The organism is Streptomyces sp. NPDC057099 (assembly GCF_042671245.1).
Lineage (GTDB): Bacteria > Actinomycetota > Actinomycetes > Streptomycetales > Streptomycetaceae > Streptomyces > Streptomyces purpurascens.
The window spans coordinates 23621-35780 of sequence record NZ_JBHUTX010000025.1; the positions used below are offsets into that span (position 1 = coordinate 23621).

12 protein-coding genes are annotated in these 12160 nt (G+C 71.3%); 10 read left to right on the forward strand and 2 right to left on the reverse strand.

What is annotated here, in order from left to right:
- Positions 1-83 precede the first annotated feature (83 nt).
- Positions 84-1865 carry a PucR family transcriptional regulator gene (locus tag ACFT4A_RS26505; protein ID WP_382834315.1) on the forward strand — a complete coding sequence of 594 codons (1782 nt, stop codon included), beginning with the start codon at positions 84-86 and terminating at the stop codon, positions 1863-1865.
- Between the two features lie 68 nt (positions 1866-1933).
- Here ACFT4A_RS26505 and ACFT4A_RS26510 read toward each other — a convergent pair whose 3' ends face one another.
- Together ACFT4A_RS26510 and ACFT4A_RS26515 are read right to left on the reverse strand one after the other, a co-directional pair.
- The gene (locus ACFT4A_RS26510) at positions 1934-3112 is read right to left on the reverse strand and encodes an acyl-CoA dehydrogenase family protein (protein ID WP_382834317.1); all 1179 of its coding nucleotides are present in this window, start codon (positions 3110-3112) and stop codon (positions 1934-1936) included.
- A gap of 89 nt (positions 3113-3201) precedes the next feature.
- A complete protein-coding gene (locus tag ACFT4A_RS26515) occupies positions 3202-3576 on the reverse strand; it encodes a ferredoxin (protein ID WP_382834505.1) in 375 nt (124 codons plus the stop codon).
- Positions 3577-3678: 102 nt separating this feature from the next.
- Here ACFT4A_RS26515 and ACFT4A_RS26520 point away from each other — a divergent pair, with 102 nt between their 5' ends.
- The 9 genes from ACFT4A_RS26520 (at position 3679) to ACFT4A_RS26560 (ending at position 12159) form a co-directional block, all read left to right on the forward strand.
- Entirely contained in the window at positions 3679-4044 is a 366-nt protein-coding gene (locus tag ACFT4A_RS26520; protein ID WP_382834320.1) for a DUF6479 family protein, read from the forward strand.
- A 180-nt stretch (positions 4045-4224) separates the two neighbouring features.
- Positions 4225-4731, forward strand: coding sequence for a SigE family RNA polymerase sigma factor (locus ACFT4A_RS26525; RefSeq protein ID WP_359894698.1), 507 nt, complete (start codon positions 4225-4227; stop codon positions 4729-4731).
- Between the two features lie 11 nt (positions 4732-4742).
- Positions 4743-5264, forward strand: coding sequence for a cellulase (locus ACFT4A_RS26530; protein WP_382834323.1), 522 nt, complete (start codon positions 4743-4745; stop codon positions 5262-5264).
- 137 nt (positions 5265-5401) lie between these two features.
- Positions 5402-6682 (forward strand): glycosyltransferase, encoded by a 1281-nt coding sequence (locus tag ACFT4A_RS26535; protein WP_382834326.1) that lies wholly within the window; start codon positions 5402-5404, stop codon positions 6680-6682.
- On the forward strand, positions 6679-7941 hold the full coding sequence (locus ACFT4A_RS26540) for a glycosyltransferase family 39 protein (protein WP_382834329.1): 1263 nt from the start codon (positions 6679-6681) through the stop codon (positions 7939-7941). Before ACFT4A_RS26535 ends, ACFT4A_RS26540 begins: the two co-directional genes overlap by 4 nt.
- 125 nt (positions 7942-8066) lie before the next feature.
- Positions 8067-9740: a purine-cytosine permease family protein gene (locus tag ACFT4A_RS26545; RefSeq protein WP_382834332.1), complete on the forward strand. Its 1674-nt coding sequence runs from the start codon at positions 8067-8069 to the stop codon at positions 9738-9740.
- A 105-nt stretch (positions 9741-9845) separates the two neighbouring features.
- Positions 9846-10301 carry a hypothetical protein gene (locus ACFT4A_RS26550; RefSeq protein ID WP_382834335.1) on the forward strand — a complete coding sequence of 152 codons (456 nt, stop codon included), beginning with the start codon at positions 9846-9848 and terminating at the stop codon, positions 10299-10301.
- 130 nt (positions 10302-10431) lie between these two features.
- The gene (locus tag ACFT4A_RS26555; protein WP_382834338.1) at positions 10432-10917 is read left to right on the forward strand and encodes a cation:proton antiporter regulatory subunit; all 486 of its coding nucleotides are present in this window, start codon (positions 10432-10434) and stop codon (positions 10915-10917) included.
- A gap of 6 nt (positions 10918-10923) precedes the next feature.
- Entirely contained in the window at positions 10924-12159 is a 1236-nt protein-coding gene (locus ACFT4A_RS26560) for a cation:proton antiporter (RefSeq protein WP_382834341.1), read from the forward strand.
- The last annotated feature ends 1 nt before the right edge of the window (position 12160 follow it).

A 12160-nucleotide genomic window follows, 5' to 3' on the forward strand; every position in this document is an offset into this window, starting at 1 on the left:
ACACCTCAGGTAGGTTGGTCTGAGAGGCGTACAGAAACGGCCGCTGCCACCCCTCTGAGGACGCGGGCGAAGGGAGCAATCCCATGGCCAGCTGTTGGGCCCGGAACAAGTACCGACCCTGTCCCGACCAAGAAGGCGGCCTCCCGCAGGGCCGTCCCGGGCGGCACCCCACGACGTCGCGGAGAGGGCCCCGTACACCCCTTCCCACCCCGGCCGACCAGGCATCCCACGAACTGCCGGCGGTCTCCCGTGCCCTGTTCGACGCCCGGGACGAAGGCGAGATCCTGCGCCTGGCCATGGACCACGTGTCCGCCGCCGGCCCCTACAGAGCCGAGGCCGGATACCTCAGGGAGGACGGCCACATGGTCGCAAGCCCGCAGCTCGGGCCGGGCCATACGTCAGCCGTCGACCGGACGGTGCGAGAGCTGACGGGGCGGGACGTCCCCGTAACCGTTCCCGGTCGGTCCTGGGGCCGGGCCTTGGCCCTGCACGGGCCCGGTGGACTGCACGGCTACCTCGTGGTGACGTCTGGCTCCCGACCCACCCATGCCCAGCACTTCCTGCTCGCCATGCTCGTACGACTCACCGCCGCGGCCCTGTCGGTCGCCGTCGCGCACCGCCGCCAGCGGGAAGACGCCCTGGAGCTGCGCCGACTACGACAGGAACGGGCAACCCTCCAGCGGCGGCTGATCTCCATCGTGGTCGACCTGGGATATCAGCGGGCCGTGCACGAGGCCCTCGCCGAGGTCGCGGCCGCGGGCGACGGCGAGGAGGCCATCACCAGCGCACTGCATGAGCTCACCGGATTTCCCGTGCTGGTGGAGGACCGATTCGGCCGACTGCGGTCCTGGACCGGTCCCGGCCGGCCCGACCCCTATCCGGAACCGGACCCCGCACGCCATGAGGAGATGCTCCAGGGGGTCGCCCGGAGAGGCGGCCCCGTGCGGATCAAGGACCGGCTGATCTCCGTGGTACGCCCCCGCGGCGAGGTCCTCGGAGTGCTGGCCCTGGTCGATCCCCGGGACGAGGCAGACGAGTACACCGTGTTCGCACTGGAGCACGCCGCCACGTCACTCGCCCTGGAACTGTCGCACCTGCGCCATCTGGCGGAGGTGGAGCTGCGACTGCGCCGCGAACTGGTCGACGATCTTCTGGGGGGCACGGACGAGGCGAGCGCCTACGCCCGGTCCGAGGCGTTCGGACACGACCTGCACCGCATCCAGTACGTGGTCGTCGTGCAGTGGACGAGCCGGGCCGTGAACGACGCTTTCGCGCGGACGGTGGGCCGGGCGGCTACGGCCGTGGGCATGCCGTCGCTGGTGACTCGGCGTTCCGACCACGTCGTCCTGGTCGCCGAGGGCAGCCCTCACGACCACGCCTTGTACGAGACGCTCGCCCGGGAGACCGGAACACCTGACGGGACGATCGGGGTGAGCGCCCGCTGCGACACCCTGGACGGTATCCCCGGCCACTACCAAGAGGCACTGCGTGCCCTGGAGGTACGCCGACGGTCCCGAAGGCCGTACGGCACAACGTTCTTCGACGATCTTGGCCTCTACCGCATCCTGGGGCCCGGAAACGAATACCGGGAGCTGGAGGCATTCGTACGGGAATGGCTCGGACAGCTCATCGACTACGACGGCCGGCACCGGACGGCACTCGTGGAGACCCTGTCCCGGTACTTCGACTGCGGCGGCAACTACGCCGAGACCGCCGAATCCCTCGCGATCCACCGCAGCACGCTCCGCTACCGGCTCCAGCGCATCCGTGAGATCAGCGGCCATGACCTCTCGAACGTGGAGGGCCGCCTCAACCTGCAGGTCGCGACCCGGGTGTGGAAGATCATGCTGGACGGACCGAGTTGAGGCGCCCACGCACCGTGAGCCGCTCCGCTGGCCCCCGCGAGCGATCAAACGCAGCCCGGGCAATTCGGTCAGCGCCGCACTCGCGGCATCCCCAGCCCGATCCACGAGATGATCTCCCGCTGGATCTCGTTGTTGCCGCCGCCGAAGGTGAAGATGACCGCCGAGCGGTAGCCGCGTTCCAGTTCGCCGTGCAGGACCGCGCCCGCCGAGCCCTCCTTCAGGGCTCCGGGGGCGGCGACGATCTCCATGAGCCAGGCGTAGGCGTCGCGCCGGGCCTCGGAACCGTAGACTTTGACGGCGGAGGCGTCCTGCGGGGTGAGGGTGCCTTCCTGGACGGAGTTGACCATCTGCCAGTTGAGCAGCTTGAGGGCGTCCAGCCTGGCGTGGGTGCGGGCCAGGAGGCGGCGTACCCAGGGCAGGTCCGCGACCCGGCGGCCGTCGGCGAGCTTGGTCTCCGTCGACCAGCGCTGCACGTCGTGCAGGGCGCGGATCGCCATGGTGCCGTGGGCGGCCAGGGTCACGCGCTCGTGGTTGAGCTGGTTGGTGATCAGCCGCCAGCCCTGGTTCTCGGCGCCGACCCGGTGGGAGACGGGGACGCGGACGCTCTCGTAGTAGCTGGCCGTGGTGTCGTGCGAGGCGAGGGTGTTGATCAGGGTGCAGGAGTAGCCGGGGTCCGTGGTCGGAACCAGCAGCATGGTGATGCCCTTGTGCGGCGGGGCGTCCGGGTCGGTGCGGACCGCCAGCCACACCCAGTCGGCCGTGTCGCCGTTGGTCGTCCAGATCTTCTGGCCGTCGACGATGTACTCGTCGCCCTCTCTCACCGCACGGGTCCGCAGTGACGCGAGGTCGGTGCCCGCGCCGGGCTCGCTGTAGCCGATGGCGAAGTCGATCTCGCCGGAGAGGATCTTCGGCAGGAAGTAGGCCTTCTGCTCGTCGGTGCCGTACCGCATGATCGTCGGGCCGACGGTGTTCAGCGCCATCAGGGGCAGCGGGACGCCGGCCTGGGCGGCCTCGTCGAAGAAGATGAACTGCTCCATGGCGGTCAGGCCGCGCCCGCCGTACTCCTCGGGCCAGCCCACGCCGAGCCAGCCGTCCGCGCCGAGCCGCCGGATCGTCTCGCGGTAGAACCGCTTCTGGTCGGCGGGGTCGCCGTGCCGGGCGTAGGCGCGATCCGGGACCAGTGCGGCGAAGTAGGCGCGCAGTTCGGTGCGCAGCCGTTGCTGCTCGGGCGTGTATTCGAGGTGCACGGCGCCTCCAGGCTCCCCAAGGCCGGTCCTGTCGGCGCACACCGTAGAACGTGTTGCAGAAATAAGGAATGGAGGTGTCGGTTCAGGTGTCAGTTCAGGGTGGCGAGGAAGTCCGTGCACGCCCGCGCGCACGCACGGCACACCGCCGCCGAGTCCTCCGCCCCCGGCTGCCGGTCGAAGGCGTGGGCGGCCTCCAGGCACACGGTCCGGCACCACTCCACCTGGGCACGGATGCTTCCCTCGTCCACCTGGTTCTGCTCGGACAGCACACGGCAGGTCGCGTCGCAGACCTCCGCGCACATGATGCCCTTGCGTCGTACGAGTTCCTGGTTCTCGGTGCCCTCGGGATCCACAAGGCTCGCGCGCAGCGCGCACGCCCGCGCGCACTCTGTACACGCCTGCGCGCAGGCGAAGCGGTCCTCCAAGAACCGGAACAGCTCCTGCTGTGATGTCGTCGGAGTCACACCGTGCGGGTAGCCCCGGTCGATGCCCGTCAAACCCGGTGTTCCCAAGGGGTGCGCCGAGGTGAGCAGGTTCATGGTGAGGACCAGGGGTACTCGCGGTCCATGCATACCGCATGGATGGAGATGGCCGCGGGCCGTGGCGCCCTCGGCATCGGGCTGGTCGTGGCAGGTGTGGTGGTCGTGGCCCTGCTGTTGGGGGCCTTCGTCCTCGGCGTTCGCATCAAGCGCAGGGAGCTGCCCACGCCGCGCCCCGAGGAGCAGCCGCGGCTGCCCGACGGCGGCCCGGTCGGCGAGGTCAGTGAACGCCGGGCGCCCGAGGAGGTGCCGAGAAGCCAGGACCGGCTGACGCCGCACCGGCTGAAGGCCCACGGCAACGTGAGCGACCGGAGGAGCGCGTCACAGGAGCGCCCGCGGTGGGACGAGGGCAGCAGCGGTTCGTTCGGCGGCGGCGGCCCGGGCGGCAGGTGATTCCGCGCGGCATCGCCGTCCCCGGGCGTACATCGGAAGGGCTCGTGCCTGTGCACGGGCCCTTTTCCATGCCCGGGCCCGGCCGGGGTGAGGTGGATCACAGGATCCGGGTGCAGCGTGGGGCGGGGTCCAGCGTCTTTTCAGAGGTGTAGAAGGCCACTGAGACGCGGGACGGTGAGGATGGAGCAGGTTCGGGCGGACGGCTTCGACGAGTTCGTGGCCGCCCGTTGGTCGGCGCTGCTCCATGTCGCGCGGCTGCTTACCGGGGGCGACCGGCAACGGGCCGAGGACCTGGTGCAGGAGGCCCTGGTGAAGCTGTGGTTCGCCTGGCCGAAGGTCGCGGAGCAGGCCCCGGAGGCATACGTCCGCACGGTGCTGGTGCGGATGGCGGCACGCTCGGCGCGGCGGCGCTGGTGGGGCGAACGCCCGGTGGAGCAACTGCCGGACCGGGCCGAACCGGGCGATGTGTCGTCCACCGTGGCGGAACGCTCGCGCCTGGAGGCCGCGTTGGCGCTGCTGTCGCCGAAGCAGCGGGCGGCGGTGGTGCTGCGCTACTACGAGGACCTGCCCGAGGCCCAGGTCGCCCAGGCGCTGGGCTGCCCCGTGGGCACCGCACGGTCCCATGCGTCACGCGGAGTGGCACGGCTCCGCCAGATCCTGTCCGACGCCGTCAGGCCCGTGGGGTGAAGGGAGAAACGATGGACGACTTCGAGCGGGACCTGTCGCGCCTGATGCGCGACACCCAGCAGCACACCCCCTACGAGCCCTCGCAGCGGCAGCGGCTGCATCAGGGCATCCGGGCCCGCCGCCGGTCGCGGATGCTGTGGAAGGCGGGCGGCTCGGCCGTGGCGGTGGCCGGGCTCAGCGTCGGGCTCGCCCTGCTGCCCAGCATGCTCACCAAGGCTCAGCCCGCCGATCCCCGGCCGCAGCCCGCGACCAGCCCGACGCCCACGCACGACGACGGGCCCACGACCGGCACCCCGGATCCGAGCCCGACTCCGACCGGGTCGGCGGCGTCGGTGCCCGCGACCTCACCCGGCAGCAGCGCCCCGACCGGGACCACGAGCGAGCCGACCGGCCCTCCGCCGACCACCACGCCCTCCGAGAGCAGCACCACCACGACACTCCCCTCATCGCCCCCTCCCCCGACCCCGACGACGGCCCCGCCGTCCGCCCCGGAGACGACGCAGGAACCCTCCGCATCGGTCAGTACCGAGTAGCCGCCTGAGAGGCGGTTCCCGCCAGGGGCGTCATCGCCCCGAACTCCCGTCACCGCACCACCGACACGGGCGCCTTCGGCATGCCCTGAACCGGCGCTCGCGCATGCCGCGCGCCAGAAAGAGACCGGTAAGCAGCCATGAGTACCGAACGGCGGTCGGCCCTGATCGACCGCCCGACCTCAGAGCTCGCCGCGTTGCCGCGCCGGGCTCCCCTGCCCGCGCACCACCCGGACCCCGTCCTCGACGTGGTCGTGCCCGTGTACAACGAGGAGAACGATCTGGAGCCGTGCGTCCGGCGCCTGCACGCGCACCTCGGGGAGACGTTCCCCTACTCGTTCCGGATCACCATCGCCGACAACGCCAGCACCGACGGGACCCCGCGGATCGCCGCGCGGCTGGCCGCCGAACTGCCCGGCACGGACTGGATCCGGCTGGCCGAGAAGGGGCGGGGCCGCGCGCTGCACGCCGCCTGGTCGCGGTCCCGCGCACCGGTGCTGGCGTATCTGGACGTGGATCTGTCCACCGACCTCGCGGCGCTGCTGCCGCTCGTCGCGCCGCTGATCTCGGGGCACTCGGACATCGCCATCGGCACCCGCCTGGCGCGTGGTTCGCGGGTGGTACGCGGGCCGAAACGGGAGCTCATCTCCCGTTGCTACAACGGGCTGTTGCGCTCGACGCTCGCCGTGGGCTTCTCCGACGCGCAGTGCGGTTTCAAGGCGGTGCGGCGGGACGTCGCCGAGCGGCTGCTGCCGCTGGTGGAGGACCAGGGGTGGTTCTTCGACACCGAGTTGCTGGTCATCGCCGAGCGCGCGGGGCTGCGGATCCACGAGGTGCCGGTGGACTGGGTGGACGACCCCGACAGCAGGGTGCGGATCGTCTCCACGGCGCTGGCCGATCTGCGGGGCATGGCGAGGCTGGGCCGGGCCCTGGCCTGCGGCAGGCTGCCGCTGAGCGCACTGCGCCGCAGCGACGGCGACCTCGCGCGGGAGCTGCCGGCGGGTCTGGCCCGGCAGGCGGTCCGTTTCGCCGCCGTCGGTGTCGCCAGCACCCTGTGCTACCTGCTGCTCTACCTCGGACTCAGACCGGCGACGGGGGCGCAGGCCGCCAACGCGCTCGCCCTGCTCGCCAGCGCGGTCGCCAACACCGCGGCCAACCGGCGGCTCACCTTCGGGGTGCGGGGGCGCGGCGGCGCGCTGCGCCACCATCTCAAGGGCCTGGCGGCGTTCCTGGTCGGGCTGGCCCTGACCAGCGGTTCCCTGGCCGCCCTGCACCACAGCGCGCCCGGGGCCGGCCGCGAGGTCGAGCTCGTGACCCTCGTCGCCGCCAACCTGGCCGCGACACTGCTGCGCTTCCTCCTCTTCCGGGCCTGGGTGTTCCCCGCCCGCGACAACGACCGCCGTACGACAGGATCCTCATGAGCACCGTCGAGCTGAGCCGACCGCTGTCCGGCCACGAGCCTCCTGAAGTCCCGCGAAGGTCCGCGGAGTTCCGTCGGCGGCTGCGCTGGGCCGTCGTGCGCTACGGTCCCGTGCTGCTGACGTACGGGGTGCTGAAGCTGGCCGGCTTCGCCGTCTTCATGTACCTGCTGGACTCCGCGGGCGACTTCCGGAAGAAGAACCCCCGCTTCGGCGGCGGCGAGCACGCCTGGGACGTCCTGGCCAGCTGGGACGGCTGGTGGTACCAGCAGATAGCCGAGCACGGATACGACCCCGCCCTGGAACCCGTCCCGGGCGCGACCGGTCTGATCACCCTGGAGGGCAACTCGGCGGCGTTCTTCCCGCTGTACCCGGCGCTGATGCGCCTGGTCTCGGAGTGCACCGGGCTCGGACTGTTCGGCGCCGGCCTGACGGTGTCCGTGATCGCCTCGTTCGTCGCGGCGCTCGGCATCTACGCCGTGGCGCGACGGCTGGGCGGCGACCGGGCCGGTCTGGTCGCGGCCGGGCTGTGGGCGGTCTGGCCCGGCTCGGGCACGGAGTGGTCGGGCTACTCGGAATCCCTCTACACCGCTCTCGCCGTGTGGGCCTGCCATGCCGTCATGTCCCGCCGCTGGCTGACCGCCGGCCTGCTGACCTGTATGGCCGGGCTCTGCCGACCCACCGCCGCCGCGCTGATCGCCGCCCTCGCCGTCGCCGCGCTGCTGTCCCTGCGCCGGCGCGCGGACGGTGTGCTGCGTCCGCTGGCCGCCGTGGCGATCGCACCGCTGGGACTGTTCGGCTATCTCGCCTGGGTCAACTACCGCATGGGCGACATCAACGGCTACTCCAAGCTCCAGGACGGCGCGTGGGCCCACAAGTTCGACTGGGGAGTCCACACGTTCAAGGTGCTGACGTCCCTCCCCGTCGGGCACTTCGACTATCTCTTCGCCAGGGCCTTCGAGGACGTCATCGGCGTCTGCGTCGTGCTGGCGGTGCCGGCGCTGACGGTGCTGCTGCTGCGGCTGCGCCCGCCGGCCGTGCTCGTCGTGTACACCGTGTTGTCGTACCTCATGGTGATGACCACCCAGCAGATCTTCGGCAACGTCTCGCGCTATCTGCTGCCCCTCTTCCCGCTGTTCGTCCCCCTCGCCCTCGCGATGAGCCGACTCGGATGGCCGTCCCTGGTCACGGTCCTCGGCACGGCCGCGCTGGCCTCCGGGTCGTACGCGGGGTACGTGCTCTTCGAACTCGGAGTGCCCTAGACGGCCGCCGTCGGCCCGCGAGATGCCTCCGAAACACTCCCTTCACGCAGGAAGTATTTAGGGGTAACGCCCGCTGCCTACCGTGCCTGCCTGGTCGTCCCCAACCCGCAGCGAGGAGGCGTGACATGAGTACCGAGCCACGACTGGCAGAAGTCACCGACCCGGAACCGGCGCAGCAGGCGGCGCCGGGTTCCGACCAGGCCGTCAAGGAGACCCTGGAGGACTACACCCTCCGCTTCGCGCCGCGCAGTTACCGGCGCTGGACTCCGATGGTGGTGGCGACGACCGCGCTCGGCGGCATCGCCTACATGGCCGACTTCTCCATCGGCGCCGGCATCGGCCTGGCCCACGGCACCGGCAACGCGCTCCTGGCGATCGGCGTCGCCGCAATCGTCATCTTCGTGACCGGCTTCCCGCTCGCCTACTACGGGGCCCGCTACAACATCGACCTGGACCTGATCACGCGCGGCTCCGGCTTCGGCTACTTCGGCTCGGTCCTCACCAGCGTCATCTTCGCCAGCTTCACCTTCATCTTCTTCGCCCTCGAAGGCTCGATCATGGCCCAGGGCCTGAAGCTGGGCCTCGGGCTGCCGCTGTGGCTGGGCTATCTGGTCTCCACCCTCATGGTGATCCCGCTGGTGATCTACGGCATGACGGCGCTGAGCAAGCTCCAGGTGTGGACCACCCCGATCTGGCTGCTGCTGATGGTCGGCCCGCTGGTCTACCTGGTCGCCACCGACCCGGGGACCGTCGACCGTTTCCTCGCCTACGCGGGCACCGACGGGGACGGCGGGGTCAACACCGCCTCCGTGCTGCTGGGCGCGGGCGTGTGCCTGTCGCTGATCGCGCAGATCGGTGAGCAGATCGACTATCTGCGCTTCATGCCGCCCAAGACCGAGGCGAACAAGCGGAGCTGGTGGACGGCCGTGGTGATGGCCGGCCCGGGCTGGGTGGTGCTGGGCGCGCTGAAGCAGGCCATCGGTGTGTTCCTCGCGGTCTACATCATCGCCGAGGTCGGTCCCACCGCGGCTCCAGAGCCGATCCAGCAGTTCAAGCACGCCTTCGACGCGATGATGCCGTCCTGGATCGTCCTCCCGCTGGCCGTGGCCCTGGTCGTGATCAGCCAGATCAAGATCAACGTGACGAACGCGTACTCCGGCTCCCTCGCCTGGACCAACTCCTTCACCCGGGTCACGAAGCGCTACCCGGGACGGATGGTCTTCGTCCTGGTCAACCTGGGCTTCGCGCTGGCCCTGATGGAGGCCGACATGTTCAGCTTCCTCAACAGCATCCTGGGCTTCTACTCGAACTGCGCGATCGCCTGGGTGGTCACCGTGGCCACCGACATCGGCATCAACAAGTACGTGCTGAAGCTGTCCCCGCACGCCCCCGAGTTCCGCCGCGGCATGCTGTACGCCGTGAACCCGGTCGGTGTCGTGGCCTTCGTGGCCGCGTCCGGGCTGTCCATCGCCATGTACTTCCACGCGCTGGGCGACACGCTCCAGCCGTACTCCCCCGTGGCCGCGGCCGTCATCGCCTTCGTCCTCACGCCGCTGATGGCCGTGGTCACCAAGGGCAGGTACTACCTGCGCCGCACGGACGACGGCATCACCGAGCCGCTTCTGGACGAGGACGGCAACCCCAGCGCCGTCACGTACGAGTGCCATGTGTGCCGGCAGCAGTTCGAGCGGCCGGACGTGGCCGCCTGCCGGACGCACGACGCCGTGGTCTGCTCGCTCTGCCTGAGCACCGACAAGGTCGGCGACCATGTCCTGCCGGCGGCGCCCGCCGTGGTGTGACGCCTGATTTCCCCCTCTCCGGCGAAGCCTTTCGCTTCGCGGGGCGGCATACTGATCTTGCGCTGCGCAGTGATCAGGCCAAGGGTCGGAGAGGGGATGGCGGACATGACCACCGAAGGACCGGGCGGGCGGGGAAAGCCCGACCAGCCGGACGGCGTTCCCTCGACCCCGGAAGAGGTCTGGCTGAAGTTCCTCTCGGACAGCGAATGCGCCATACGCGCCTCCGCCCCCAGGGAGCCCTCCGCGAAGGAGCGCGCGGCGGGGCGGCGGCTCCAGCCCCCGCACGCCGTCGGCGACCTGTGGCAGCCGGAGGAACTGTGGGTCCGGGTGGCCTGGCGGGACCTGGACCGCCGTGCCAAGGCCCGGCGCGTGGGACGTGTCGTCGCCACCGCGGCCGCCGTGGCCGTGGCCCTCGGCGCCTGGTCCCAGCTGTCGACCGGCGCGGGCACGGGCAGCCAGCCGGGAACGGGCACCGTACGGCAGGTGGAGGGGGCGACCGCGAGGCTGCCCTCGGCCACTCCCTTCCCTTCCGGATCGCCCCTCCCGGAGCAGCCCAGGTAGCACACGCGGGACGGGTGCCCTTCCGCCCCGCCGCCTAGGATGAGCCCACAGGCCGGATCCGGTCGCTCGTCCGGGAGCGGCCCCCGCAGGCGAGTCTCCGGAACGCGCACGCCGACCGAAGGGGGCAGGGATGAGCGCGCCACGCCTCAACAGTACGCCGTTGCCGGGCATCGGGGTCCGCTACGACCTGACGACACGGGACAGCCGCCGTCTCTCGGTGGTCGCCCACCGCGACGGCCACCGGACGATCAGCGCCTACCGCAGGGACGACCCGGACGCCTGCGACCTCTCGGTGCGCCTGACGACGGAGGAGACGGCCACCCTCATCGACGCGCTGATGCCCGCGCACCACACGCCGAACCTGCTGTCCACCACCGATCTGGGGCTCGTCGCCGAGCGGATCGAACTGCCCGGCTCCTCGCACTGGAACGGCAGGCTGCTGGGCGAGTCCCGGATCCGCACCGACACCGGCGCGTCCGTCGTGGCGGTGCTGCGCCGGGCCGAGGCGATCCCCTCCCCCACACCGGACTTCCGGCTCGCCGGCGGGGACACCCTCATCGTCATCGGGACCCGTGAGGGCGTGGAGGCGGCCGCCGAGATACTCGGGCGGGAGTGACCCGCCATGCACTCCTCCGCGGTCTTCCTGATCGAGTTCGGCTGTCTCATCCTCGGGCTCGGACTGCTCGGCCGGCTCGCCGGGCGCTTCCGCTTCTCGCCGATCCCCCTCTATCTGCTGGCCGGGCTCGCGTTCGGCAAGGGCGGACTCCTGCCGCTGGGCGCCAGCGAGGACTTCGTCGCCATCGGCGCCGAGATCGGCGTCATCCTGCTGCTGCTCATGCTTGGCCTGGAGTACACGGCCGCCGACCTGGTCTCCAACCTCAGAACCCACTATCAGGCCGGGGTCGTCGACGCCGTCCTCAACGCCCTGCCCGGCGCGGCACTGGCCCTGCTGCTCGGCTGGGGCCCGGTCGCCGCCGTGGTGCTGGCCGGCGTCACCTGGGTGTCCTCCTCCGGCGTCATCGCCAAGGTGCTCGGTGACCTGGGACGGCTCGGCAACCGGGAGACCCCGGCGATCCTGAGCATCCTGGTCCTCGAGGACCTCTCCATGGCGGTGTACCTGCCCATCGTCACGGCCCTGCTGGCCGGGGTGGGCCTGGCCGCGGGCGCCGTCACGCTGGCCATCGCCCTGGGCGTGGCCACGGTCGTCCTCGTCCTGGCGGTGCGCTACGGCCGCCATGTCTCCCGTTTCGTCTCCAGCGACGACCCCGAGAAGCTGCTGCTGGTGGTGCTCGGCGTCACCCTCGTGGTCGCCGGGCTCGCCCAGCAGCTCCAGGTGTCCGCCGCCGTGGGCGCCTTCCTGGTCGGCATCGCGCTGTCGGGCGAGGTCGCCGAGGGTGCGACGAGCCTGCTCGCGCCGTTGCGGGATCTGTTCGCCGCGGTGTTCTTCGTCTTCTTCGGCCTGCACACCGACCCCGCCAGCATCCCGCCCGTCCTGCTGCCCGCCCTCGCCCTGGCGGCCGTCACCACCGCGACGAAGATCGCCACCGGCTACTGGGCCGCGCGCCGGGCCGGGATCGGACCCAAGGGCCGCTGGCGGGCGGGCGGCACACTCGTGGCCCGAGGCGAGTTCTCCATCGTCATCGCGGGACTCGCCGTCACGGCCGGCATCGAGCCGTCCCTGGGTCCCCTGGCCACGGCGTACGTCCTCATCCTGGTCCTCCTCGGCCCGCTGACCGCCCGCTGGACCGAGCCCGTGGCGACGCTCCTGACGGGACGGGTGCGACGGAGGAAGGCCGCGCCCGTCGCTCTCGGCGCTCACGAGAGCATCGAGGGCCAGGACCCCGTCGGCCGTGCCTGAC

Excerpts from the sequence above, each read along its gene's own strand:
- ACFT4A_RS26505 (WP_382834315.1), top strand. The coding sequence starts at position 84 with ATGGCCAGCTGTTGGGCCCGGAACAAGTACCGACCCTGTCCCGACCAA.
- ACFT4A_RS26520 (WP_382834320.1), top strand. The coding sequence starts at position 3,679 with ATGCATACCGCATGGATGGAGATGGCCGCGGGCCGTGGCGCCCTCGGC.
- ACFT4A_RS26525 (WP_359894698.1), top strand. The coding sequence starts at position 4,225 with ATGGAGCAGGTTCGGGCGGACGGCTTCGACGAGTTCGTGGCCGCCCGT.
- ACFT4A_RS26530 (WP_382834323.1), top strand. The coding sequence starts at position 4,743 with ATGGACGACTTCGAGCGGGACCTGTCGCGCCTGATGCGCGACACCCAG.
- ACFT4A_RS26535 (WP_382834326.1), top strand. The coding sequence starts at position 5,402 with ATGAGTACCGAACGGCGGTCGGCCCTGATCGACCGCCCGACCTCAGAG.
- ACFT4A_RS26540 (WP_382834329.1), top strand. The coding sequence starts at position 6,679 with ATGAGCACCGTCGAGCTGAGCCGACCGCTGTCCGGCCACGAGCCTCCT.
- ACFT4A_RS26545 (WP_382834332.1), top strand. The coding sequence starts at position 8,067 with ATGAGTACCGAGCCACGACTGGCAGAAGTCACCGACCCGGAACCGGCG.
- ACFT4A_RS26550 (WP_382834335.1), top strand. The coding sequence starts at position 9,846 with ATGACCACCGAAGGACCGGGCGGGCGGGGAAAGCCCGACCAGCCGGAC.
- ACFT4A_RS26555 (WP_382834338.1), top strand. The coding sequence starts at position 10,432 with ATGAGCGCGCCACGCCTCAACAGTACGCCGTTGCCGGGCATCGGGGTC.
- ACFT4A_RS26560 (WP_382834341.1), top strand. The coding sequence starts at position 10,924 with ATGCACTCCTCCGCGGTCTTCCTGATCGAGTTCGGCTGTCTCATCCTC.